Origin of the sequence: Salegentibacter salinarum (genome assembly GCF_900168115.1) — a bacterium.
Taxonomy (GTDB): Bacteria; Bacteroidota; Bacteroidia; order Flavobacteriales; family Flavobacteriaceae; genus Salegentibacter; species Salegentibacter salinarum.
In genome coordinates this window covers 464,099-488,122 of record NZ_FUZC01000001.1, presented here as the reverse complement: position 1 = coordinate 488,122, position 24,024 = coordinate 464,099, and the positions used below count along the sequence as shown (strand labels likewise).

At 37.1% G+C, this 24,024-nt stretch carries 22 protein-coding genes; 10 read left to right on the top strand and 12 right to left on the bottom strand.

The features are described 5' to 3' along the window. The first annotated feature begins 52 nt into the window (after nucleotides 1-52). A complete protein-coding gene (trxA, locus tag B5X53_RS02150; RefSeq protein WP_079711580.1) occupies nucleotides 53-352 on the top strand; it encodes a thioredoxin in 300 nt (99 codons plus the stop codon). A gap of 93 nt (nucleotides 353-445) precedes the next feature. Here trxA and B5X53_RS02145 read toward each other — a convergent pair whose 3' ends face one another. From B5X53_RS02145 to B5X53_RS02115, 6 genes are all read right to left on the bottom strand, one after another. Further along, nucleotides 446-1,372, bottom strand: a complete 927-nt coding sequence (locus tag B5X53_RS02145) for a DUF5996 family protein (protein WP_079711579.1) — start codon at nucleotides 1,370-1,372, stop codon at nucleotides 446-448. A 16-nt stretch (nucleotides 1,373-1,388) separates the two neighbouring features. Further along, on the bottom strand, nucleotides 1,389-1,670 hold the full coding sequence (locus tag B5X53_RS02140) for a GNAT family N-acetyltransferase (protein ID WP_079711578.1): 282 nt from the start codon (nucleotides 1,668-1,670) through the stop codon (nucleotides 1,389-1,391). Between the two features lie 35 nt (nucleotides 1,671-1,705). Continuing rightward, a complete protein-coding gene (locus tag B5X53_RS02135; protein WP_079711577.1) occupies nucleotides 1,706-2,206 on the bottom strand; it encodes a YciI family protein in 501 nt (166 codons plus the stop codon). A gap of 8 nt (nucleotides 2,207-2,214) precedes the next feature. Further along, nucleotides 2,215-2,682: a CYTH domain-containing protein gene (locus B5X53_RS02130; RefSeq protein WP_079711576.1), complete on the bottom strand. Its 468-nt coding sequence runs from the start codon at nucleotides 2,680-2,682 to the stop codon at nucleotides 2,215-2,217. Next, nucleotides 2,683-3,348: an NAD(P)H-binding protein gene (locus B5X53_RS02125; RefSeq protein ID WP_079711575.1), complete on the bottom strand. Its 666-nt coding sequence runs from the start codon at nucleotides 3,346-3,348 to the stop codon at nucleotides 2,683-2,685. Nucleotides 3,349-3,640: 292 nt separating this feature from the next. Further along, nucleotides 3,641-3,880, bottom strand: coding sequence for a hypothetical protein (locus B5X53_RS02115; RefSeq protein WP_079711574.1), 240 nt, complete (start codon nucleotides 3,878-3,880; stop codon nucleotides 3,641-3,643). Between the two features lie 119 nt (nucleotides 3,881-3,999). On the opposite strand from B5X53_RS02115, the gene dinB reads away from it, so the two are divergent. Beyond that, nucleotides 4,000-5,103 (top strand): DNA polymerase IV, encoded by a 1,104-nt coding sequence (gene dinB, locus B5X53_RS02110; protein WP_101023001.1) that lies wholly within the window; start codon nucleotides 4,000-4,002, stop codon nucleotides 5,101-5,103. 57 nt (nucleotides 5,104-5,160) lie between these two features. Here dinB and pyk read toward each other — a convergent pair whose 3' ends face one another. The 5 genes from pyk to B5X53_RS02085 all read right to left on the bottom strand — a co-directional run bounded on the left by pyk (nucleotide 5,161) and on the right by B5X53_RS02085 (nucleotide 9,440). Next, the gene (pyk, locus tag B5X53_RS02105; protein ID WP_079711573.1) at nucleotides 5,161-6,591 is read right to left on the bottom strand and encodes a pyruvate kinase; all 1,431 of its coding nucleotides are present in this window, start codon (nucleotides 6,589-6,591) and stop codon (nucleotides 5,161-5,163) included. Further along, nucleotides 6,591-7,079, bottom strand: coding sequence for an IPExxxVDY family protein (locus tag B5X53_RS02100; RefSeq protein ID WP_075325310.1), 489 nt, complete (start codon nucleotides 7,077-7,079; stop codon nucleotides 6,591-6,593). The genes pyk and B5X53_RS02100 overlap by 1 nt, the downstream gene beginning before the upstream one ends. Before the next feature lie 113 nt (nucleotides 7,080-7,192). Then, nucleotides 7,193-7,924 (bottom strand): ribonuclease III, encoded by a 732-nt coding sequence (gene rnc / locus B5X53_RS02095; RefSeq protein WP_079711572.1) that lies wholly within the window; start codon nucleotides 7,922-7,924, stop codon nucleotides 7,193-7,195. Between the two features lie 9 nt (nucleotides 7,925-7,933). After that, nucleotides 7,934-9,187: a beta-ketoacyl-ACP synthase II gene (fabF, locus tag B5X53_RS02090; protein WP_079711571.1), complete on the bottom strand. Its 1,254-nt coding sequence runs from the start codon at nucleotides 9,185-9,187 to the stop codon at nucleotides 7,934-7,936. 16 nt (nucleotides 9,188-9,203) lie between these two features. Then, nucleotides 9,204-9,440: an acyl carrier protein gene (locus B5X53_RS02085; protein ID WP_013069791.1), complete on the bottom strand. Its 237-nt coding sequence runs from the start codon at nucleotides 9,438-9,440 to the stop codon at nucleotides 9,204-9,206. A gap of 148 nt (nucleotides 9,441-9,588) precedes the next feature. Between B5X53_RS02085 and purN the strand changes: the two genes are divergently transcribed. The 4 genes from purN to B5X53_RS02065 all read left to right on the top strand — a co-directional run bounded on the left by purN (nucleotide 9,589) and on the right by B5X53_RS02065 (nucleotide 13,713). After that, nucleotides 9,589-10,188 (top strand): phosphoribosylglycinamide formyltransferase, encoded by a 600-nt coding sequence (gene purN / locus B5X53_RS02080; RefSeq protein WP_079711570.1) that lies wholly within the window; start codon nucleotides 9,589-9,591, stop codon nucleotides 10,186-10,188. After that, the gene (rnhA, locus tag B5X53_RS02075) at nucleotides 10,188-10,655 is read left to right on the top strand and encodes a ribonuclease HI (RefSeq protein WP_079711569.1); all 468 of its coding nucleotides are present in this window, start codon (nucleotides 10,188-10,190) and stop codon (nucleotides 10,653-10,655) included. The genes purN and rnhA overlap by 1 nt, the downstream gene beginning before the upstream one ends. Before the next feature lie 172 nt (nucleotides 10,656-10,827). Then, on the top strand, nucleotides 10,828-11,751 hold the full coding sequence (locus B5X53_RS02070; protein ID WP_079711568.1) for a PfkB family carbohydrate kinase: 924 nt from the start codon (nucleotides 10,828-10,830) through the stop codon (nucleotides 11,749-11,751). A gap of 63 nt (nucleotides 11,752-11,814) precedes the next feature. Continuing rightward, nucleotides 11,815-13,713 (top strand): amidophosphoribosyltransferase, encoded by a 1,899-nt coding sequence (locus tag B5X53_RS02065; RefSeq protein WP_079711567.1) that lies wholly within the window; start codon nucleotides 11,815-11,817, stop codon nucleotides 13,711-13,713. A gap of 765 nt (nucleotides 13,714-14,478) precedes the next feature. Here the strand turns inward: B5X53_RS02065 and B5X53_RS02060 are convergent. After that, nucleotides 14,479-15,087 (bottom strand): superoxide dismutase, encoded by a 609-nt coding sequence (locus B5X53_RS02060; RefSeq protein ID WP_079711566.1) that lies wholly within the window; start codon nucleotides 15,085-15,087, stop codon nucleotides 14,479-14,481. Nucleotides 15,088-15,253: 166 nt separating this feature from the next. Between B5X53_RS02060 and B5X53_RS02055 the strand changes: the two genes are divergently transcribed. The 4 genes from B5X53_RS02055 to B5X53_RS02040 all read left to right on the top strand — a co-directional run bounded on the left by B5X53_RS02055 (nucleotide 15,254) and on the right by B5X53_RS02040 (nucleotide 24,024). Beyond that, nucleotides 15,254-18,385, top strand: coding sequence for a UvrD-helicase domain-containing protein (locus B5X53_RS02055; protein ID WP_079711565.1), 3,132 nt, complete (start codon nucleotides 15,254-15,256; stop codon nucleotides 18,383-18,385). 32 nt (nucleotides 18,386-18,417) lie between these two features. Then, complete coding sequence (gene kbl, locus B5X53_RS02050) at nucleotides 18,418-19,611, top strand: glycine C-acetyltransferase (RefSeq protein ID WP_079711564.1); 1,194 nt, start codon at nucleotides 18,418-18,420, stop codon at nucleotides 19,609-19,611. A gap of 193 nt (nucleotides 19,612-19,804) precedes the next feature. Further along, entirely contained in the window at nucleotides 19,805-21,226 is a 1,422-nt protein-coding gene (locus tag B5X53_RS02045; RefSeq protein ID WP_079711563.1) for an OmpA family protein, read from the top strand. A 62-nt stretch (nucleotides 21,227-21,288) separates the two neighbouring features. Continuing rightward, nucleotides 21,289-24,024, top strand: coding sequence for a PD-(D/E)XK nuclease family protein (locus B5X53_RS02040; RefSeq protein ID WP_079711562.1), 2,736 nt, complete (start codon nucleotides 21,289-21,291; stop codon nucleotides 24,022-24,024).

Below are 24,024 nucleotides of genomic sequence, written 5' to 3'. Positions count from 1 at the left end.
CGACTAAACCGGTAAATTCAGTAACTTTAAGAAAGCTTAAAATTTATAAAAAATGAAAAGTAGTTTTAGCGATATTATAAAAGACGAAAAACCTGTTTTAGTGGACTTTTTTGCCGATTGGTGTGGCCCTTGCAAAACGCTGGCGCCAATTCTAAAAGACGTAAAAGCAGAATTGGGAGACGGCGTGAAAATTGTAAAGATAGATGTAGATAAAAACCAGGAACTGGCAGGAAAATACCAGGTGCGCGGTGTACCAACAATGATGTTGTTTAAAAACGGAGAACAACTTTGGAGACAATCTGGGGTTTTACAGAAAGCAGAAATTATTGAAGTGATCAATTCTAATTCATAAAAATTATTACTTACTGATCATTAACAGATTGCTTCGCACGAAATTGGGTTCCAATGACGATTTCATAAGATATTAGTAATTTATTTTTCTGAATTATAAATCTTTAAGATCCTGAACATTTAAATCATCTATCGGCCAATCTGCAAGTCGGGCGCCGGCCTGATAAGCACTTTCCATAAAATCCAGCAAGACCTGGCGTGGGTTTTCTTCTTCCCTAAGATTCGCGTAAGTAAGTATAGCCATTGGACTGCCATTGCTCATTTCCCAGCTCGCTGAAGCCGGTCGTAACTTTTCATTTTGAATATTTTCGGGTTTAGGAAAAGTATAGGAATAAAATGCCGGTTCCAGCACCTTATCGTCTCCAGGCCAGAATCCAAAACTTATACATTCATGACTATAGGCATCTTTATCTGAAATTCTTGCTTCTGCAGGCATTTTTGGAGCTTTTTTCCCCGAAAATCTTGTTACAGCCAAATCCATAGAATGCCAGTATAAATGAACTGGAGAGGTTTTTCCATAAAATCTACCGCTGAATTCTTTAAAAACACTTTCTGTCCATAATAAGGTTTTCCATAGTTTTTCTACATAAGATTCATCGTAATGATAGTATTCTGAAATCACTGAAAACTCTTTTTCAATTCCCAAGTCATAAGGCTTATCTAGAATTTTCACCCAGATGTCTAGTTCTTTTAAAACTGCAAAAACCTGAGTATAAAAATCTGCTATACTTAATCCATTTTCAAGATTTAAAGTCCTCAAATCCCCTTCGCTGGTATGTATTTCCAGTTGGTGTGTAACTATATTAAAAGCTATAGAAAAACTGCTGAATCCATTATTATAGGGAATTGACCCGGAGCTGAATCCCTTTTCAGTGATATAATGTGTAACAAACCACCAATGGTTTTTTCTTGGTGTAAGTTTCAACTTGATTTTACCAACTATTTGTAGGAAAAGATGGAGCGTGAGTTTCTCCTTTTCGAAACCCACATATTTTAAATCCGGAAGCAAAGTATTTTCCATTATAGTTCTTTTAAAATTAGGCAAGCACTTCCTGAAATTCCGGTGTTTTTTCGATGATTTTTTTAGCGAAAGGACACAGCGGAATTACCTTTAATTTATTTTCCTTGGCAAAATCTACTGCGGCTTTTACCATTTTTTTACCAACACCTTCACCTTTAAAATCCGGATCAACTTCAGTGTGATCTATAATAAATTTATTTTTTCCTGCCCAGGTATAGGTTATTTTTCCGGCTTGTTTTTCATTTATCAAAGCTTGAAAAAAGCCCTTTTTTTCTTCGTCATGTTGTTCAATCTTCATATTTCAATTATTTTGGATTATCGTAAGCTTCTGCTCTAATTTAGCTTCCCTCCTTTTGCTGTCCACCAGGGATGCACTTCAACTTTTAACCTTCCGGATTTTACCATAGGATCCTGATTTGCTAAACTATCAGCTTCTTCCTGCGTGGCTGTATTATAAACTACAATTCCGCGAATTTCATCATCGTCACCAAAAGGCCCAACCAGGCTCGCGTAGCCCTCTTCTGCCATTCTGCTTAAATAAGCAAGATGTTCTTTTTGCAGGTTTGCAGCTTCAGTAGAATCCTGGCTGCGGTTTTCACCTTTTTTCAGAAAAACCATATAATATTGCTGCATCAAATAGGTGCTATCGCTGTCTTGATAGGAAAAGGTTTGGTAGCCTTTTTCATTTAGATTATTCGCAATAGAATCTATATTGATTTTAGGCTTTTTCTCCTCAACTACTTCCGGCCCGGGAATACCACGCTCCTGCTTTGGAATATCTTTACAGGAATTTATTAAAAATGGAATAACAAGTATGTAAATTAATTTCTTCATATTAAATTTTACCAGTTTTTATACGGGTTCTGGCTTAATTGGGAATTATAATATTTTATATCTCCGGTGACTTCTTCTCCCAGCCACCCCGGTTTCTTAAAAGTATCTGTTTCCTTCTTCAATTCGATTTCTGCAACGATTAGACCTTTATTTTCCCCTCGAAACTCATCAATTTCACAAACAAAATCACCTACTTTCACTAAATACCGTGTTTTTTCTATAATTCCCGGTTCGCAGAGATCAAATAAAGCTTCTGCATCTTTTTTATCGATTTTCTTTTCCCACTCAAACCGTGTAAGTCCGTTTTTAGAAGTTTTCCCTTTAATGGTTAAAAAAGCCTGATCTCCGGTAATTCTTAAACGGACTGTACGTTCAGGATCGGTATTTAAAAAACCCTGTTTTATACTGAAATTCTTAAATGATTCCTTTTTAAAATCTTCTGAAAGCACAAGGTATTTACGTTCAATTTCCTGCATTTAATTATTGTGTGCTATATTTTTAATTTCATCTGAAGGAATTCTTACTACGTCTAACTCGGGCTTATTCGCAATGGCAACCATCGCCCTGGCAATACTTTCAGCTGAAATAGACTTATATTTTCGTAAGGTTCCCAGGAAAAACGGGTTAATAAAATTGAGCATTACTTTTCCAATTTTTTCAAAAGTCCTGCTTTCCTTTCGCTCGCCGGTAATAAGCGACGGTTGCAAAATATAGGTGTTTTTGATTTCCTGTGCTAAAACCTCTTTCTCCATTTTCCCCTTGGTACGGTTATAAAACACCCGGCTTTCAGGATTTGCACCAAGTGCAGAAACCACGAGAAAAGTATTTATATTATTTGCCTTGCAAAGTTTAGCCGCGGTAACTGGAATTCCGTGATCAACTTTTGTGTACGTCTTCTGATCTGGGGTCTTCTTTTTGGTGGTACCCACACAACAGAAAACCTCATCCCCGGTAAATTTATCTTTCTGCTCCTCGAGCTTAAAAAGATCTATTAAATGTTCTTCGATTTTAGGATGATTTTTTTCTACCGAATTTCTAGAGAAAAGTTTGATTTTCTCATACCTGTCATCCTCCAGTAATTGCTCAAGTAACATTCCTCCGGTGAGGCCGGTAGCTCCTAAAATTATTGCTGTTTTTGGCATATGTTATTTATTAATGAACCGGTCTTTGTCTGGTTCCTCTAAAATTAATTATTTCAATTCTTTGTTTTTCTTTATTTTCTCTATAAACTATATAATTATTTTTATCTATCAAAGCTTTAAAAAGCTTAGGGTTTTGAGTGGACTTAAGAAAAACTCTGGATTTACAATGATGATTTGAATAACTACTTTAAGCTTTTCTTCGAGTTTAAGTATTTCTTTTTCAGTCCAATTTTCTTCTAAATATTCCAGCAATTTCTGCAACCTGCTTTTGCATTTTCTGTCCAAAAGATTGCTAATGCCATTTTTTAAACATTCGCATTACTTCTTCATTGGGGAGCACTTTATCATTATCGGCATCATCTAAGCCTTTTTGAATAGCAGCTTTCTCAATGTCGCTAAGTTTATCCCACCAATCTTCTTTTTTTTGCTCATTGTAGATTTCAGCCACTTTTGCTATAAGATGAAGCAATTCGTCATCAGCTTCCTGAACATAAGCCAAAACCCGTTGCTTAAGCTTTTTCTCTTTCACCATTTTTTTAATTGATTTTTATAAAGTTACGATTTTTAATTTTCTGATGTAGCAGGATTCTATAACGGGTTTGGGAATTAAATAGCTTTCCAGACCACATGAAGTTTCTTTAACTTTGTAAAGTGATCGAAAACCTTCCTCTTCGCAAAATCATCCATATTGACATGGATGCGTTCTACGCTTCGGTAGAACAACTGGACAATCCCGATTTACGCGGTAAGGCGATTGCTGTGGGCGGCAGTTCACAAAGAGGCGTTGTTAGTGCCGCGAGTTACGAAGCTCGCAAATTTGGCGTTAAAAGCGCTATGAGCAGCGTAATTGCCAAACGCAACTGTCCGCACCTGATTTTTGTAAAACCACGTTTTGAGCGTTATCGCGAAATTTCGCAGCGTATTCGGGAGATTTTCTTTGAATATACCGATCTCGTAGAGCCTCTTTCCTTAGATGAAGCCTATCTTGATGTTACTGAAAACAAAAAAGGAAATCCCAGCGCAAGCCTTATTGCAAAAGAAATCCGGGGAAAAATTAAGAAGAAAACGGGCTTAAATGCTTCAGCGGGAATTTCTGTCAATAAATTTATTGCCAAGATTGCCAGCGATTTTAATAAGCCAAACGGACAAAAAACGGTAAATCCTGAAGAAGTTGAAGAGTTTCTGGAAATTTTAGATATCAGGAAATTTCACGGGGTGGGAAAAGTGACTGCTGAAAAAATGTATATGCTGGGTATTTTCACCGGAAAAGACCTGAAACAGAAATCCCAGGAATATTTAACCGAAAAATTCGGAAAAAGCGGTGCCCATTATTACAACGTGGTTCGCGGCATTCATTTAAGCGAGGTTAAACCAAACCGGATTAGAAAATCACTCGGCGCGGAAAGGACTTTTAATGAAAATATTTCTTCAGAAATTTTTATGCTGGAAAGGCTTGAAAACATTGCCGAAGAAATAGAACGCCGACTCATAAAAAGCAATGTTGCTGGAAAAACCATAACCCTTAAAATAAAATACAGTGATTTCACCCTGCAGACTCGCAGTAAGACCATTTCATTTTATGTTTCCAGCAAGGAACTTATTTTAGAAAATGCTAAAGAATTATTATACCAGGAAAAAATGAAGAATTCCGTGCGACTTTTAGGAATTTCCCTTTCCAACCTGAATACCGATAAAAACGAAAAGAAACCGGAAGGAGTAAAAAAAGTTGAAGTCCAGCTGAAATTTGAGTTTTAAACAAAAAACCCCCGAATACATTGTATTCCGAGGTTTTTAATTATAAATATTACTGGACTATTCTATTTCTGAAATTCTTAAAGTATTTACCATGCCTTTTTCACCAATTGGCATTGCAGCCAGGTTTATGGTAAAATCACCAACTTCTACAAAAGATTTCTCTTTTGCAATCCGGTTAATATCTTCTATAGTTTCGTCTGTACTTACAAATTTATCATAATGAAAAGCCTTTACACCCCATAATAAACTGAGTTGTGAAAGGATTCTATTATTAGAAGTATACACTAAAATATGCGCCTCCGGTCTCCAGGCTGAAATTTGGAAGGCAGTATAGCCACTATTGGTTAAGGTACAAATTGCTTTGGCTTTAATCTCGTTAGCCATATGGGCCGCGTGATAACAAACCGATTTGGTGATATAACGCTTGGTGCGTACGTGTGGCGGATCGTGTGGAACTTTAATCAATGGTGAATTTTCAACACTCTCCAAAATTTGTGTCATCTTTTGAATCACCTGCACAGGGTACTGCCCTACTGAAGTTTCTCCACTTAGCATCACCGCATCAGCACCATCCATTACAGAGTTTGCAACATCGTTAACCTCTGCTCTTGTTGGGGTAAGACTGGTGATCATCGTCTCCATCATTTGGGTAGCGATTATTACCGGAATTCTTGCTTTTTTAGCTGTTAATACTAATTTCTTTTGAATAAGCGGAACTTCCTGCGCCGGAATTTCTACTCCTAAATCTCCACGAGCCACCATTAAACCATCACAGTAGGCCACGATCTTATCGATATTGGCTACACCTTCCGGTTTTTCGATTTTAGCTATAATGGGGATTTTATATTCGCTGTGCTTTTTAATTAAATCCTGAAGTTCTTTTAGATCTTCAGCATGACGAACAAATGATAGAGCCATCCAGTCTACCTGCATTTCACAGGCAAAAATGGCGTCTTTTACATCCTTTTCAGTTAAAGCAGGAAGGGAAATATTGGTATTTGGAAGGTTTACACCTTTCTTTGATTTTAAAGGTCCACCCTGAATAACAAGGGTTTTAACTTCATCTTTTTTATTTGTACTTACTACTTCAAAAATAAGTTTACCATCGTCTAACAAAATACGCTCTCCCGCTGATACATCTTGCGGAAAAGTTTCGTAATTCATATAAACACGTTCTGCGGTTCCTTTAAATTCTTTTCCGGTAGCAAAAATAATCTCATCACCTTCAGAAACTACCACTTCGTCTTTCATGACTCCTACCCGAAGTTTAGGGCCCTGTAAATCTCCAAGAATTGCAGCGTTATACCCTTTTTCTTTGTTCAGATCCCTAATCATTTTGATGCGTTCTCTTACATCTTCATAATTAGCGTGGGAAAAGTTAACTCTAAAAACGTTTACTCCGGCCTGGAGCATTTTATCTAAGGTTTCTTTGGAACTCGTTGCCGGGCCTAGGGTTGCAACGATTTTAGTCTTCTTATTTGTTGGCATTATTCAAAAATTAAATTTTGTTTAGATTTTAATAAATCTGTGTCAATTTTATAAACCGCTATTACCTGCGGTATCTGACTTATGGCATTAACAAGTAAATTGAGGTCTTTTTGATTTAGCTCCTCGTCTATTTTAAGAAAGAAATCAACCTTTTTATACTCAGGTACCAGGTTTACCTGCAAGGGTCTCACTTCTTCTTCTTCAAACAAAGAACCCGAACTTAATATTTTTTTAGGTTCTCCTTTAAACTTATTGGCCACAAGGTGATAAGATCTGAAATTTGCCAGATCTTTAAAGGTATAATGGGCGTAGAAAGCTTCTACCGATTTATGGTTGAAGTCTATATCCCTGCGTTCTCTTTTTAATTGAAGTTTAAGATGCTTATTTAATAAATAAGCCATCTTATATTCTTCTAAATCACCGTATAGTGCTATTAAGCCAAAATCATCTTCTTCTACATCCTCAAGCAGCATTTTATGAGATTGCATAGCTTTTAATTTAAGGTTAAAGATAAGATAAGATTGAGAAAAATGAAGGTTTAGAGTGCCAAAACTTCATATTTATCTACGAAAACGTTATAGTTTGCGCTACTTTCACAATTTTAAGTGATTTTATTTTGAAGTGCATAATAGGCCCTTTTCGCAGTTTTTTCTTCGGCTTTCTTTTTTGAGGTTGCCCTTGCTTTTGCCACAACCTTATCGTCTAACCGCAATTTTACGGCAAAATGTTTTATCTCGTCGTTCCCGGTATCTTCATAAACTTCAAAGTCGAATTCCCGCTTTTCTTTTTGACACCATTCTATAAACAGGCTTTTATAACTTATTACCTGGCCTTCTAATTGCTCTATATCCACATAAGGATCTATCACTCTTTCATAAATAAAGCGCTTACAATATTTATAACCTCTGTCAAGATATATTGCACCAATTAAGGCTTCGAATAAATTGCCATGAATATTTGATCCAAATTGATCTTTTGGAATATTGGTTTGAACGTGGTCTATAAGATTCAGGTCTTTGCCAAGTTCATTTAAATGCTTTCGGCTAACTACTTTAGAGCGCATCTTGGTAAGATAACCTTCGTTACCGCCGGGTACTGCTTTAAAAAGATGGGAAGCAATTACAGCACTTAACATCGCGTCTCCCAGAAATTCCAGGCGTTCAAAACTCACCGCATTTCCCTTTTCATCTTTAATATTTAAAGAACGGTGGGTAAAGGCTTTGCGGTAGTGAAGTATATTTTTGGGCTTAAAACCCAGAATTTTATATAAAATTGAAAAAAAATTCCCGCCTTTATCAGAACGGGAATTTAATATATTTCGAAGAACGCCCATACTTAAAGGTTATTCATCAAATCTTTTAAATAGTAAACAAGCGTTGTGACCTCCAAATCCAAACGTGTTGCTCATTACCACCTTTACGTCACGTTTCTGGGCCTTGTTTAAGGTAAGGTTTAATTCAGGATCAATATTTTCGTCTTTGTGTTCGTGGTTTATAGTAGGTGGTACTATTCCATGTTTCATAGACAAAATTGCTGAAATTGCCTCTACGGCCCCTGCAGCACCAAGCAAATGCCCGGTCATTGATTTTGTTGAATTGATATTCATCGTTTTGGCGTGTTCACCAAAAACCTTACTTATCGCTTTCAATTCGGCTACATCTCCTAATGGAGTAGAAGTTCCGTGCGTGTTAATGGCATCTACATCTTCGGGTTTCATCTCTGCATTTCGAAGACAGTTTTCCATAACCGCAACAACCCCGTTTCCTTCAGGATGTGGTGCCGTCATATGGTAAGCATCAGAAGATAATCCTCCTCCAAGTACTTCAGCATAAATTTTAGCTCCTCTGGCCTTGGCGTGCTCATATTCTTCAAGAATAAGTGTACCTGCACCTTCCCCTAACACAAATCCGTCTCGAGTAGCATCAAAAGGTCTTGATGCTGTTTCGGGATTTTCGTTCTGTGTAGAAAGGGCGTGCATAGCATTAAAACCACCCATACCAGCCATAGTTACCGCAGCTTCAGAACCTCCGGAAACAATAATATCACTATGTCCCAGCCTAATATTATTCAATGCATCTATCATAGCATTTGCTGCAGATGCACACGCTGAAACGGTAGTGTAATTTGCTCCCATAAACCCGTGACGAATAGAGATATTACCCGGGGCAATATCTGCAATCATTTTGGGGATAAAGAAAGGATTAAACCTTGGTGTACCATCTCCCGTCGCAAAGTTTATCACTTCGTTCTGAAAAGTTTCCAATCCGCCAATTCCGGCCCCCCATATTACACCAACCCGGTACTTGTCTACAGTCTCAAGGTTGATGCCGGAATCTTTTATTGCTTCATCTGAAGCTACAATGGCATATTGGGCAAACCTGTCCAGCCTTCTTACTTCCTTACGGTCAAAGAAATCGAGCGGGTCAAAATTTTTGAGTTCACAAGCGAATTTGGTTTTGAATTTTTCAGTATCGAAATAGGTAATAGGTGCACCACCACTTTTTCCGGCTACCAAAGCCTCCCAATATTCTTCAATATTGTTACCAATGGGGGTTAGGGCTCCCAGGCCCGTTACTACAACTCGCTTCAACTCCATATGGTCTATACTCTTTTTATTTTTTTGCGTCTTCAATATAAGAAATTGCCTGACCTACTGTGGCAATGTTCTCAGCCTGGTCATCAGGAATCTGGATATCGAATTCTTTCTCGAATTCCATGATCAATTCCACAGTGTCCAATGAATCAGCACCCAGATCGTTTGTGAAGCTTGCTTCGTTAACAACCTCGTTCTCGTCAACACCTAACTTGTCAACGATAATCGCTTTTACTCTTGATGCAATGTCTGACATAATACTTTTATTTTAATTTTGATTAGGTGGCAAAAATAAAAAACTTTATTTTAAAACCGATTTTTACTTTAAAAATGTGATCGTAATTTACATAAATTTAGTTGAAAGGACTTAATTTTACATTCTAATAATTGTTAATAAGCTTATTTTGAGCAATCCAACGCATACCGCACAAAAAAAAATAGTTGTCTTTGCCTCCGGCTCCGGAACCAATGCCGAAAATATCATTAAATATTTTCAAAAACAGCCAGATGCCAGTGTGGTGGCGGTTTTCTCTAATAAAAGATCTGCCAAAGTGCTGAAAAGAGCTCACGATCTAAATGTTAAAGCGCTTTATTTTGACCGTGATGCACTCTACAATAGTCACGATGTTCTGCATATTTTAGAAGATATAAATCCAGATTTGATAGTTTTAGCAGGATTTATGTGGATTTTCCCAACAGACATTTTAAAACGCTTTCCAAACAGAATAATAAACATTCATCCAGCCTTACTTCCAAAATATGGCGGCAAGGGAATGTATGGAATGCACGTTCATCAAGCTATAATTCAGAATAAAGAAAAAGAAAGCGGCATAAGCATTCATTATGTAAATGAAAATTATGATGAAGGCGAAGTGATTTTTCAGGCGAAAACAGAAATTTCAGAAGAAGATACGCCTGACACGCTCGCACAAAAAATTCATAAACTGGAGTATAGACATTTCCCCGAAATTCTTCAGCAAATACTTCAAAAGAAATCACAGTAGTGCAAACAGCTCAGGTACACATTTATACAGATGGCGCCGCGAGAGGAAATCCCGGTCCCGGCGGTTACGGCATTGTGATGGAATGGGTAGGAAAAGCATACCGCAAAGAATTTGCAAAAGGTTTTAAACATACCACCAACAACAGGATGGAATTGCTTGCTGTAATTGAGGCTCTAAAAAAACTGAAAAAGCCCGGAGTTTCTGCCGTAGTCTTTACCGATTCAAAATATGTTGCAGATGCCGTTAATAAGAAATGGATTTTTGGCTGGGAAAAGAAAAATTTTAAAGACCGAAAAAACGCCGACCTCTGGATAGAATTCCTAAAAGAATTTCGAAAACATAATGTAAGTTTTAAGTGGATAAAAGGACATAATGACCATCCACAAAATGAACGTTGTGACGCGCTTGCGGTGGCGGCCTCAAAAGAAAAAAGACTTTTAATAGATGAAGGTTTTCAGCAAAGTTGAAGCGAACTATTATATATGTAAGTTAGCTGAGGCAAGACATAAAGACATTATTAATAATATATATGGATTTCGAAGAAAAGCGTACAACATTTAAATCTCGATTATCGGGTAATTTTGATTGAGCCCTTGAAAAACAAACTGTATATTTGCAGCACATTTTTTAAACCAATTTATGAGTAAATTACTGATTGTAGGCACTGTAGCCTTTGATGCTATTGAAACCCCATTTGGGAAAACCGATAAAATTCTTGGAGGCGCAGGTACCTATATTGGGCTTTCGGCTTCACAGTTTAATGTAGACAGCGCAGTGGTATCTATTGTAGGAGATGATTTTCCACAAAAATACCTTGACCTGCTTACCAAAAACAATATAAATATAGATGGAATTGAAGTGGTTCCCGGTGGAAAAACCTTCTTTTGGAGTGGCCGCTACCATAACGATTTAAACTCCAGGGATACCTTAGACACACAATTAAATGTACTTGCCGATTTTAACCCGGTAGTACCAAACGCTTATAAAGATGCTGAAATTGTAATGCTTGGAAACCTGCATCCTTTGGTACAACTTAGCGTTTTAGAACAAATTAAATCTCCGAAACTCGCCATTTTAGATACTATGAACTTCTGGATGGATAATGCCCTGGAAGATTTAATGAAGGTAATTGCCAAAGTAGATGTAATCACGATTAACGATGAAGAAGCCCGGCAACTTTCAGGCGAATATTCTTTGGCGAAAGCGGCTAAGAAGATCGCCACAATGGGCCCAAAATATGTAGTGATAAAAAAAGGAGAGCATGGAGCTTTATTATTCCACAAAGAGCAGGTGTTTTTCGCTCCCGCACTTCCACTGGAAGAAGTTTTTGATCCAACCGGTGCCGGCGATACTTTTGCAGGTGGTTTTGCAGGCTACCTTGCCAAAACAGGAGATATTAGCTTTGAGAATATGAAAAACGCAATTATCTACGGCTCCAATCTCGCATCTTTTTGTGTAGAGAAATTTGGAACCGAGAGGATGGAGGAACTTTCGGGCGCCGAAGTAAATTCGCGCCTCGCAGAGTTTAAGAAATTAACTCAATTTGAAATAAAATTAACCTAAACTTATGCCCTGAATTTTCAGGGCATTTTTTATATAAAGCAGGAATAAAATCTGCCACGAATTATGAGTGACGCCTTAAAACACGAATGTGGAATTGCACAAATACGGTTGTTAAAACCCCTGGATTACTATAAAGAAAAATATGGTACCGCCTTTTATGGGATTAACAAAATGTATTTAATGATGGAAAAACAGCATAACCGCGGCCAGGATGGCGCCGGTTTTGCCAACATTAAATTAAATACCGCTCCCGGAGATCGCTATATAAGCCGAATAAGATCTAATGCGGCTCAGCCCATTCAGGATATTTTTGAACAGATTAACGGCAGAATTAACGAAGAGATTAAAGCCAATCCTGAGTATGCCGATAATGTTTCTTTGCAGAAGAAAAACCTCCCATATGTAGGGGAAGTTTATCTTGGGCACGTTCGCTACGGAACCTTTGGCAAGAATAGTATAGAAAGTGTACACCCATTTCTTCGGCAGAATAACTGGATGCACCGTAATCTTATTGTGGCCGGAAATTTTAATATGACCAATGTAAACCAGCTTTTTAATAACCTGGTAGAATTAGGGCAGCACCCCAAAGAAAAGGCCGATACCGTTACGGTAATGGAAAAAATTGGTCACTTTTTAGATTCTGAAGTTCAAAAACTTTACAAGAAATTAAAAAAAGAAGGTTATTCTAAAGTTTCTGCTTCGCCTATCATTGCTGAAAAATTAAACGTTGCCAAAATTCTAAGAAAATCGTCTAAAAACTGGGATGGTGGTTACGCTATGGCCGGTTTGCTTGGGCACGGTGATTCTTTTGTGCTTCGTGATCCTGCAGGAATTCGCCCCGCTTATTATTATAAAGACGATGAAGTGGTAGTTGTTGCTTCAGAAAGACCGGTAATTCAAACTGCTTTCAACGTAGATTTTAATGATGTACATGAGCTCCCGCCGGGACACGCCATTATCACCAAAAAAAGTGGAGAAGTAAATATCACCCAAATTTTGGAGCCACTGGAACGAAAAGCCTGTTCTTTTGAGCGTATATATTTTTCCCGCGGAAGTGATGCCGAAATTTATAAAGAACGAAAAATGCTTGGGCGCTTATTAATGCCCGAGGTTTTAAAATCTATAAATCACGATACCATTAATACGGTTTTCTCTTTTATTCCAAATACTGCTGAAACCAGCTTCTACGGAATGGTTGAAGCCGCACAGGATGAATTGAATAAACAGAAAAACGATGCCATCCTTGCTGAAAGAGATACTTTAACCGATGCCAGACTCCAGGAGATTTTAGCGCATCGTTTACGCACCGAAAAAATTGCGATTAAAGATGTTAAGCTTAGAACCTTTATTACTGAAGATAGTAGTCGTGATGATCTAGTAGCTCACGTTTACGACGTAACCTACGGAGTGGTAAAACCGGAAGACAGTTTGGTAATTATAGACGATAGTATTGTTAGGGGAACAACCTTAAAGAAAAGCATCATTAAAATGATGGACAGGTTAAATCCAAAACAGATTGTTGTAGTTTCTTCGGCACCACAAATTCGCTATCCAGATTGTTATGGGATAGATATGGCGCGACTGGAAGACCTGGTTGCTTTTAGAGCAGCACTGGATCTTTTAAAGGATAACAATCAATATGATATTGTAGAGAAGGTTTACGAAAAATGTAAATTACAGGTAGATCTTGCCGATGTAGATGTAAAGAATTTTGTAAAAGAAATCTACGAACCTTTTACCGACGGGCAAATTTCGGATAAAATCTCAAAGTTACTTTGCGATACCGATGTGAAAGCAAAGGTAAAAGTGATTTACCAAACGGTAGATAATTTGCACACCGCCTGCCCTAAAAACCTGGGTGACTGGTATTTCACAGGGAATTATCCAACCTTTGGTGGTAACCGTGTAGTAAATAGAGCTTTTATTAATTTTTACGAAGGAAACGCGGGAAGAGCCTACTAAGTGCAGTTTAACAAGTTTTTCTGCCTTTCGTCTAAAATGATTTTTTAGAGGAATAAGATTATATACATTAGCAGAACCATAAACATAAGTAGGTTAAGTTCATGGTAGATTTGGGGCAAAAAAAGGTGGATCTAAAAATCCGCCTTTTTTTATTTTTACCCGAATTTGAAAATTCTTCAGAAATCAAAACCTTACACAATTCACCTACACAAAAATTCGAACTTTCTTACATTAAATATTGAATTTCAATACTTTAACAGATATTTACGCCGTTGATCTAAAAAATTTGCGGGCAAGATTTATTCAATATACTTTAGACTCACCATAACATAAGTAGGTTAAGTTCATGGTAGATTTGGGGCAAAGAAAGGTGGATCTAAAAATCCGCCTTTTTTTATTTAACATTTTGAAAATTCGTCAGAAATCAGAATCTTACACAAAAACTCAAACTTTCTTACATTAAATATTGAATTTCAATACTTTAACATATATTTACGCCGTTGATCTAAAAAATTTGCGGGCAAGATTTATTCAATATACTTTAGACTCACCATAACATAAGTAGGTTAAGTGATCTAAAAAATTTGCGGGCAAGATTTATTCAATATACTTTAGACTCACCATAACATAAGTAGGTTAAGTTCATGGTAGATTTGGGGCAAAGAAAGGTGGATCTAAAAATCCGCCTTTTTTTATTTAACATTCTGGCAAAAAAAGACCGTCCAAAAGACGGTCTTTTTAATATAATGAATAATAACTTAGTTATTATTTCTGCTTCGCATATCTGCTTCCTACTTCTTTCCAATCAATCACATTAAAAAATGCATCGATATAATCTGGACGACGGTTTTGATAGTTTAAGTAATAAGCGTGTTCCCAAACATCAAGACCTAAAATAGGAGTTCCTCCACAGCCAATTCCTGGCATTAATGGATTGTCCTGATTTGCAGTAGAGCAAATCTCTACTTTTCCACCCTGGTGAACACAAAGCCACGCCCATCCAGAACCAAACTGTCCTGCAGCAGCTTTAGCAAATTCGTCTTTAAAAGCTTCAAAAGAACCATATGCGGTATCTATTGCCTTTGCAAGATCGCCTTCTGGTTTTCCGCCACCGTCTGGAGACATTATTTCCCAAAACAGGTTATGGTTATAAAATCCACCACCGTTATTTCTTACGGCAGTATTTTCTTTATCAAGATTTTCAAGAATATTCTCTATAGTTTTTCCCTCAAGATCGGTACCTTCTACTGCAGCGTTTAATTTCTTAGTGTAACCCGCGTGGTGTTTTCCATGGTGAATTTCCATGGTCTTCGCATCTATATGTGGTTCCAATGCATCAAATGCATATTTTAACTTTGGTAACTCAAATGCCATTTGTATCTATTTTTTAGTGATTAGTAATAAAATTCACTCAAATTTAGGTATTAAGCTATTTAATAAAAACATTTTAATGTTATAAAATACTTAAAAGCCGGGAGAGAATACAAAACATTTTTATTTTACCTTTAAAATTCAAAATTTTCATTAAAATCCAGCATTTTTGACTAATAATTTTACTATTTATAATGCTTCGGCGGGATCGGGAAAAACCTTTACCCTGGTTAAAGAATATTTGCTATTGCTTTTTAAAAGCAAAAAACCCGATGCATACAAAAATATTCTCGCTATTACTTTTACGAATAAGGCGGTAGATGAAATGAAATCCAGGATTATTAGCAGTTTAAGAGATTTTACTGCGGAAGAAACCTCAACTACCACCAACCCGCTATTTAAAATTATTGCCGAAGAAACCGGTTTATCTGAAGCTGAGCTTAAAATCAAAGCTGCGAAAATCCTAAAAAACATCATTCATAATTACGCGGCTTTTGAAGTTTCTACCATAGACGGATTTACGCACCGGGTACTTAGAACTTTCGCCAAGGATCTTGGCCTTCCGGTAAACTTTGAAATTGCTCTGAATACGCAGCAGATATTAATGGAAGCCGTTGAGCGACTTATAAGCAAAGCCGGCACAGATAAAGATCTTACCAAAGTCCTTATCGCTTTTGCCATTAGTAAAACCGATGACGATAAGAGCTGGGATATCGCAAAAGATCTTTTCGAAATTTCTGAACTACTTATTGGCGAAAACCACCAGGAAGCGCTAAAAAAATTAAAGGGAAAAACTCCAGAAGATTTTCGAAAATTCAAGGAAAGAATAAGTTCAGAAATTAAGAAAACCGAAGCCTTAATTGCTGAAACCAGCCACGAATTTTTTGATCTTGTTGAAAGTAATAATATAGAAGAAAAAGATTTTAGTGGCGGTTATGTTTATAAGCATTTTGTAAAGTTAAGAGATCAAAAATCCATAGACGGTTTTGAAAAAGCCTGGATGCAGAAACTGGAAACAGCTCCACTTTATGCTAAATCGCATAAAAACCAGGCGGTAAAGGATGCGCTGGATAGTATTCAATCTTTAATTTTTAGTCTCTTCGAGATTTCCAAAAGAGCGTATTTAAACCTGGATTTTCTAAGCGCAATTAAAAAAAACCTCACCCAACTTTCTTTGCTTAACGCCATAAATAAGGAAGTAGAACTGATTAAAAAAGAGCGCAACCTTATTTTAATTTCAGAATTTAACCCGAAAATAAGCGCGCAGGTTAAAAATCAGCCGGCACCATTTATTTATGAAAGGCTCGGCGAACGCTATCAAAATTATTTTATAGACGAATTTCAGGATACTTCGCAAATGCAGTGGGAAAACCTAATTCCGCTAATAGATAATAAACTTTCTTCTGAAAATATCCAGGATCCGGCCAGTGCGATGCTGGTTGGGGATGCTAAACAATCTATTTACCGCTGGCGAGGCGGCAAAGCAGAACAGTTTATAGACCTGTGCTTGGATACTAACCCGTTTAGTATTGAAAAATGCGTAGAGAATCTGCCAGATAATTACCGAAGCGGAAGTCAGATCGTAAATTTCAACAATAGCTTATTTAATTTTGCAGCCGGGACCTTACAACATCCTGCTTATTCTAATTTATTTCAGGAAAGCGGTCAAAAGCCAAAAAAAGGCAATTTTGGATATGTAAATATTGACTTTATTGAAGCCGAAAATGCTGCTAAAGAACACGAGATTTATCCTGAAAAAATCCTCGAAATTATTCAGAACTTAGAGGAGAAAAAGTTCAAAAAAGGAGATATCTGCATTTTAACCAGAAAGAAGAAAGAAGGTATTACTATCGCCGGCTATTTGAGCGAAAATGATATTCCTGTGGTTTCTTCGGAAACTTTGCTGGTTGCCAATTCTCCTAAAGTGAATTTTATTGCCAATTTGTTGGAATTTTCTTTAAGTCCGAAGGATAATACTTTAAAACTGGAACTTTTTGATTTCCTGGCCGATTTTCTGAAAATAGAGAACCGCTACCCTATTATTTCATCTAATCTGCCGAAGGACGGAAAATTATTTTTCCACTGGTTAAAGGATTATGATATCGGTTTTGACCTGGATGAAATAAGGCACCTTTCGGTTTACGAAGCTGCAGAATATATTATCAGGAGTTTTTCGCTGGTAGGAACATCAAATGCTTATGTACAGTTTTTCCTGGATTTTATCTTTGAAAGCACACAAAAGGCAACCGCAGGAATTTCCGATTTTATTGATCTCTGGCTTCAGGAAAAAGAGAGTTTAAGTATTGTGGTTCCAAAAGCTGAAGATGCCGTGCAAATTATGACCATTCATAAATCTAAAGGATTAGAATTTCCGGTGGTGATCTATCCTTATGCAAATTCAGATTCCAAAAGCACGAGAATGGATTCGCTTTGGTTGCCCATGGAGCCTCCATTAAATGAAATTCCTATGAGTTATCTAAGCGCATCAGACAAAATGCTGAATTGGGGGCCAAAAGCTTCAGATATCTATACTGAATTATTACATCAAAAGGAACTCGACACCTTAAATGTGCTGTATGTTGCCTGTACCCGGGCTTCCCAGCAGCTATATTTATTGAGTAAGAAAGAAATTGATTCCAAAGGCAACGAAAAGTCTTATAAAACTTCAGGTTTATTAATCGGATTTTTAAAAGAAATTGGGAGATGGGATACTAATATTAATACTTATGAATTTGGAGAAATTGGAGTCCCAAAAACTTCAGAAGAAACACAGTCAGCAAATATTATTTCCGAAAAATTTTATTCTTCAGCAACGCAAAATCAAGCAGTGAATATCGTTACTAAATCGGGAATGCTTTGGGACAGCAAACAGGAAGAAGCTATTGAAAAAGGAGAAATTCTGCACGAATTACTTGCGCAAATAGATTATAAAGAACAGGTAAAACCCGTGGTTGCCCAAGCTGTAAACGATGGAATAATCACTAAAGATTCCGCAGAAAAAATTGAGAAACTACTTATTGAAATCACCAGCCATCCGCAGCTTTCAGAATACTATACAGAGAACGCTACAAGTTTTAATGAGCGAGATATTTTAACTCCGGAAGGTAAAAGATTAAGACCTGATAGAATTAATTTTGCAGGAAATACGGTGAATATTATAGATTATAAAACCGGAAAGTTTGATGTTTCGCATGAAGCTCAAATTAATAGCTACGCCGGGATTTTACTGGATATGGGTTACCAAATTGGCAGTAAAAACCTTGTGTATACAAATAAAGCGCTTAAAGTGCGCCTTGTTTAAAAGAAATGTAAATTTGCAAAAAATAGAAAATTATGTACGGAAAGATAAAAGAACATTTACAAGAGGAACTGAAACAAATTGAAGAAGACGGCCTTTTTAAAAAAGAACGAATAATCACCGGCCCGCAGGATGCGGTAATTAAAATTTCTACCGGACAGGAAGTGATAAATTTTTGCGCTAATAACTATTTGGGACTTTCTTCCCATCCGGAAGTTATAAAAGCGGCAAAAGACACCATGGATACCCACGGATTTGGAATGTCTAGCGTTAGGTTTATTTGCGGAACCCAGGATATTCATAAAGAACTGGAGCAAAAAATCGCCGATTTCTACGGAACTGAAGATACCATTCTTTACGCTGCGTGTTTTGACGCCAATGGCGGAATCTTTGAACCGCTTTTAACCAAAGAAGACGCGATAATCTCAGATTCATTGAACCACGCTTCTATTATTGATGGGGTGCGTTTATGTAAGGCGGCAAGATATCGCTATCAGAATGGCGATATGGCAGATTTGGAAAAGCAACTTCAGGATGCTAACGAAAAAGGAGCGCGATTTAAACTAATTGTTACCGATGGTGTGTTCTCTATGGACGGACTTGTAGCTCCGTTGGATAAAATTTGCGACCTGGCCGATAAATATGATGCGTTGGTTATGATAGATGAATGCCACGCTACAGGATTTATTGGAGAAAAAGGAATTGGAACCCTGGAAGAAAAAGGAGTGATGGATCGCGTAGATATTATCACCGGAACTTTAGGAAAAGCACTTGGTGGCGCTATGGGCGGTTATACCACTGCTAAAAAAGAAATTATAGAACTGCTTAGACAGCGTTCAAGACCTTATTTGTTTTCAAATTCCCTGGCTCCTTCTATTGTAGGCGCTTCGCTAAAGGTTTTTGATATGCTTAAAAATGACAACAGCCTTCGCGAAAAACTAAAAAGCAACACTCAATATTTCAAAAAAGGAATTAAAGATGCCGGATTTGATATTATAGATGGAGAATCGGCTATTGTTCCGGTAATGCTTTACGATGCCAAATTATCTCAAAAAATGGCAGAGCGATTACTGGAAGAAGGAATTTATGTAATAGGATTCTTTTATCCCGTAGTTCCAAAAGAAAAGGCTAGGATAAGAGTACAATTATCTGCCGCACACGAGCAGGAGCATTTAGACAAGGCCATTGCCGCCTTTACTAAGGTTGGTAAAGAATTGGAAGTAATTTAGTTTCAATGTTAAAGAGTAGCTGAACTTTATAATGAAAAATTAGCAAAAACAAGGCTTTACAAATCTTAAAAAGCTCTCAAAAACGCCATTATCTAAGGGTTTATTAAGAAAACTTTATTATTTTATGCTTTGCCGATAAGCTTTAACAGTCTACTTTTGTTAACAATTAACACTTAAAACTAAACTATTGAATATGAAACATCTTAGCAAAATTTTATTCGCTACAATGTTGGTTCTGGGCATTACTTCGGTATCTGCACAGGATGCTAACAATCCCTGGTCTATAGGGATCCAGACCAATGCGGTAGATTTTCACCCTACCACTGATGTAGGAGGAACTTTTGACGATTATTTTAACGTTGGAGATCACTGGAATATCTTGCCATCTATGTCTAGATTAACAGTAGGTCGTTATATTGGAAGTGGTTTTGTATTTGAACTTGCGGGTTCTGTAAACCAAATAGAACAATATGGCGCTGAAGCCGTTCCACAAATGGCATACTATGCTGTAGATGGATCTTTTAATTATAGCTTAAGAGCTTTACTAAACGATGGTTGGCTTGATCCTTTTGTTGGTATTGGTGGTGGTTACACCAGCATTGCTGATAATGGTGATTACCCAATCTCAGATCTTAGTGCAGCAACTCTTAATGGTAAATTCGGATTAAATTTCTGGTTTACAGATAATGTTGCTTTAACTCTTGAGTCTAACTACAAGCACGTATTTGATGTTGATGGTGCAACTCACTTTCAACACGCAGGTGGTGTGAAATTTATGTTCGGTGGAACCGACTCTGACGGTGACGGAATCTACGATAAAGATGATGAATGTCCAGAAACCCCAGGTTTACCTGAGTTTAACGGATGTCCGGATTCTGACGGTGACGGAATTGAAGACCGTATGGATGCATGTCCTAATGAAGCTGGTTTAGCTGAATTTGACGGTTGTCCTGATACCGATGGCGACGGTATAGCTGATCCTAATGATGACTGTCCAGAAGTAGCCGGATTGGCTGAACTTAATGGATGCCCTGATGCTGATGGTGATGGAGTTGCCGATAACGAAGACGACTGTCCAAACGAAGCTGGTCCTGCTGAAAACGACGGATGTCCTTATGAAGATATGGACGGTGATGGTGTTTTAGATAAAGACGACGATTGTCCTGAGGTTGCTGGAACTGCAGCTAACAACGGATGTCCAGAACCAGACGTAGAAGTTATTTCTGAATTGAATGAATATTCTAAAACTGTATTGTTCGACTTGAACAAGGCTACAATTAGAGATGATTCAGAAGAAGCACTTCAGTCTATTGCTGATATAATGAATGAATATCCGAATACAATATTCCATATTGAAGGCCATACTGATAGTACAGGTAGTGCCGAATACAACGAGAAATTATCACGTGAGCGTGCTGCTTCAGTAGAATCTTGGTTGGAAGAAAATGGTGTGCCAAGCAACAGATTAACTTCAGAAGGTTATGGTGAAGAAAGACCAATTGCTACTAACAATACGGCTGCCGGAAGACAGGATAACCGTAGAGTTGAAATTTCTTTAGACAAGAATAAAGAAGTAAAAGATTCTGAATCTTCTATGGAAGACGATAATCAATAATTAGTTAGATAATTATTATAGAAAAACGCTCCGGTTTCCGGGGCGTTTTTTATTTTTAGCCTATGGTATCTTTTATTTCAGGAGTTCTTAAAGAACTCATTTCCTCAGAAGAAAATATTTCAGAAATTATCTTTATTCTTCCCAGCAAACGTGCGGGAAGTTTTCTATTAAAAGAGCTTTCTGCCTTGAGCGAAAATCACATTTTCGCCCCTAAAGTTTACAGTATTGAAGAGTTCACAGAAGTTATTTCTGAAACAAAAACCGTAGATAATACCCTTACACTTTTTGAATTTTATAACGTCTACAAAAAAATTACGCCCCTAGAAGAACAGGAAGATTTTGAAACTTTTACGGCCTGGGCACAAAGCCTTATCCACGATTTTAATGAAATAGACCGATATTTAATAGATTACAAAAGCTTTTTCAATTATCTGGCAGATATTCAAGACCTAAAACACTGGTCTATCCAGGAACCCAAAACAGATCTCATAAATAATTATTTATCGTTTTGGAATAGTTTACCGGCTTTTTATGAAGCTTTAAAAGAGGAATTACTTTCAAAAAACACCGGCTACCAGGGATTAATTTATAGAAAAGCTTCAGAAAATATTCCCGAATACACCCAAAAACACACCGCAAAGCACGTTTTTATTGGTTTTAACGCATTAAATACGGCAGAGCAATTAATTGTTCAACATCTTGTAGAAAACGATCGTGCAGAGATCTACTGGGATTTAGACGAGGTTTTTGTAAAAGACCGTCAACACGATGCTTCGCTTTTTATAAATCAGTATGTAAAAGACTGGCCGGTTTATCGGGAAAAAGAGGCAAAACTTAATGTAAGTGAATACAGTAAACCGAAAAATATTCAAGTTACCGGCGTTCCAAAAAACGTAGGCCAGGCGAAATATTTAGGTGAGCTATTAGCAAATTTAGATAAAGAAACGCTTCAGGAAACCGCCGTTGTGTTGGGAGAAGAAGACCTTTTGCTCCCGGTATTAAACAGTTTGCCACCCAACGTGAAAGATTTGAATATCACTATGGGATTTCCGCTTAAAAATGCTCCAATTGCTTCCTTGTTTGACAGGCTTTTTCAAATACATCAAAATACCGCTTCAGGTTATTATTATAAAGATGTAATTTCGGTTATTAATCATCCTGCCCTTCACGAACTATTAAAACAGGAAACCGAAATTTTTATAGAAAAAATTCAATCGGAAAACACGGTAAATCTTTCAGAAAAGGAAATTATAAGTTCGTTTTCTGCTGGAGCAAAACCTTTAATTGAAGCTTGTTTTAAAGACTTGGAGAATTCCCCTTTAAAAGCAATTGAAGCTTTTCAGCAAATAATTAATCAGATAAAGGATCACTATAAAACTGATCAAAATAAACTCGGTTTAGAGTTTCTATATCAATTTCACGTTCTTTTCAATAAACTGGAGAATTTAAATCAAACCTATCCGCATTTAAAGTCGGTTAAATCGCTTTACCAGTTTTATAAAGAAATAATGAGTACCCAGAGTTTAGACTTCCAGGGACGACCGTTTAAAGGTTTACAGCTTATGGGAATGCTGGAATCACGGGCTTTAGATTTTAAAAATGTTATTATTTGCTCTGTGAATGAGGGCGTTTTACCCTCAGGGAAATCGGGGAGTTCGTTTATTCCTTTCGATTTAAAACAAACCTACAAACTGCCAACATACAAAGAAAAAGACGCGGTTTATACCTATCACTTTTATCGATTACTGCAACGTGCTCAAAATGTGCATTTGCTCTATAACACAGAAACGGACGGATTAAATTCGGGGGAAAAAAGCAGGTTTCTTACCCAATTGGAGATTGAGAAACAACCGGCACATCAACTCACTCACACCATGGTGAGTCCAAAAGTTCCTGCTATTAAAAATGAACTTCGGGAAGTAAAAAAAACTCCCGAAATTATGGAGAAATTAAAATCCCTCGCTGGTTCCGGTTTTTCTCCTTCGGCCTTAACTTCCTACATTAGAAATCCTTTAGATTTTTATCGTCAGTACGTGTTAGGCGTTCGTGACCGGGAGGAAGTAGAAGAAACTGTTGCTTACAACACACTGGGAACCGTGGTACACGATAGTCTTGAAAACTTTTATAAACCACTGGAGGATAAAATTCTGACAGCAGAAAATATAAAAGCATTTAAGGCAAGAATTGAAGAAGAAATCACACTTCAGTTTAAAAAATCTTATATGAACGGGCCGGTGAACCAGGGAAAAAATCTGCTGATTTATGAAGTTGCAAAGCGTTATCTCCGCAATTTTTTAAACCTGGAATTAAATCGACTTGAAACCGAAGAGATTAAAATCCTAAAAATTGAGAAAACTTTAAAATCTGAAATTAGGATAGAGCATCTTGATTTTCCGATCTTTATGCGCGGTAAAGTAGATCGCGCTGAAAATTCTAACGGTACCACCAGGATAATTGATTATAAAACCGGGAAGGTTACCCAAGATAAAATTGAAATTGTAGATTGGGAAGATCTCACTTCAGATTACGATAAATACAGCAAGAGTTTTCAGGTTTTGGCGTACACAAAAATGATGGAAGACCAAAATTTACTGGAGCTACCGGTTGAAGCTGGCATCATTTCATTTAAAAATTTAAAAAGCGGATTCCTGAAATTCGGCAAGAAAGATAAACCAAGAACAAAAAATAAAGAAACTGCTATAAATAAAGAGATTCTGGACGCATTTGAGATAGAATTAAAGAAATTAATTACGGAAATTTGCGATCCTGAAATTCCTTTTAAGGAAAAAGAATTATAA

What these genes read in the sequence shown, in the direction of transcription:
- rnc (WP_079711572.1), bottom strand. Translation starts at nt 7,924, where the DNA reads ATGGGCGTTCTTCGAAATATATTAAATTCCCGTTCTGATAAAGGCGGG.
- B5X53_RS02135 (WP_079711577.1), bottom strand. Translation starts at nt 2,206, where the DNA reads ATGAAGAAATTAATTTACATACTTGTTATTCCATTTTTAATAAATTCC.
- B5X53_RS02070 (WP_079711568.1), top strand. Translation starts at nt 10,828, where the DNA reads ATGAGTAAATTACTGATTGTAGGCACTGTAGCCTTTGATGCTATTGAA.
- B5X53_RS02100 (WP_075325310.1), bottom strand. Translation starts at nt 7,079, where the DNA reads ATGCAATCTCATAAAATGCTGCTTGAGGATGTAGAAGAAGATGATTTT.
- B5X53_RS02040 (WP_079711562.1), top strand. Translation starts at nt 21,289, where the DNA reads ATGGTATCTTTTATTTCAGGAGTTCTTAAAGAACTCATTTCCTCAGAA.
- B5X53_RS02045 (WP_079711563.1), top strand. Translation starts at nt 19,805, where the DNA reads ATGAAACATCTTAGCAAAATTTTATTCGCTACAATGTTGGTTCTGGGC.
- B5X53_RS02060 (WP_079711566.1), bottom strand. Translation starts at nt 15,087, where the DNA reads ATGGCATTTGAGTTACCAAAGTTAAAATATGCATTTGATGCATTGGAA.
- pyk (WP_079711573.1), bottom strand. Translation starts at nt 6,591, where the DNA reads ATGCCAACAAATAAGAAGACTAAAATCGTTGCAACCCTAGGCCCGGCA.
- B5X53_RS02140 (WP_079711578.1), bottom strand. Translation starts at nt 1,670, where the DNA reads ATGAAGATTGAACAACATGACGAAGAAAAAAAGGGCTTTTTTCAAGCT.
- B5X53_RS02115 (WP_079711574.1), bottom strand. Translation starts at nt 3,880, where the DNA reads ATGGTGAAAGAGAAAAAGCTTAAGCAACGGGTTTTGGCTTATGTTCAG.
- B5X53_RS02145 (WP_079711579.1), bottom strand. Translation starts at nt 1,372, where the DNA reads ATGGAAAATACTTTGCTTCCGGATTTAAAATATGTGGGTTTCGAAAAG.
- B5X53_RS02085 (WP_013069791.1), bottom strand. Translation starts at nt 9,440, where the DNA reads ATGTCAGACATTGCATCAAGAGTAAAAGCGATTATCGTTGACAAGTTA.
- fabF (WP_079711571.1), bottom strand. Translation starts at nt 9,187, where the DNA reads ATGGAGTTGAAGCGAGTTGTAGTAACGGGCCTGGGAGCCCTAACCCCC.
- B5X53_RS02125 (WP_079711575.1), bottom strand. Translation starts at nt 3,348, where the DNA reads ATGCCAAAAACAGCAATAATTTTAGGAGCTACCGGCCTCACCGGAGGA.
- B5X53_RS02130 (WP_079711576.1), bottom strand. Translation starts at nt 2,682, where the DNA reads ATGCAGGAAATTGAACGTAAATACCTTGTGCTTTCAGAAGATTTTAAA.
- kbl (WP_079711564.1), top strand. Translation starts at nt 18,418, where the DNA reads ATGTACGGAAAGATAAAAGAACATTTACAAGAGGAACTGAAACAAATT.
- B5X53_RS02065 (WP_079711567.1), top strand. Translation starts at nt 11,815, where the DNA reads ATGAGTGACGCCTTAAAACACGAATGTGGAATTGCACAAATACGGTTG.
- trxA (WP_079711580.1), top strand. Translation starts at nt 53, where the DNA reads ATGAAAAGTAGTTTTAGCGATATTATAAAAGACGAAAAACCTGTTTTA.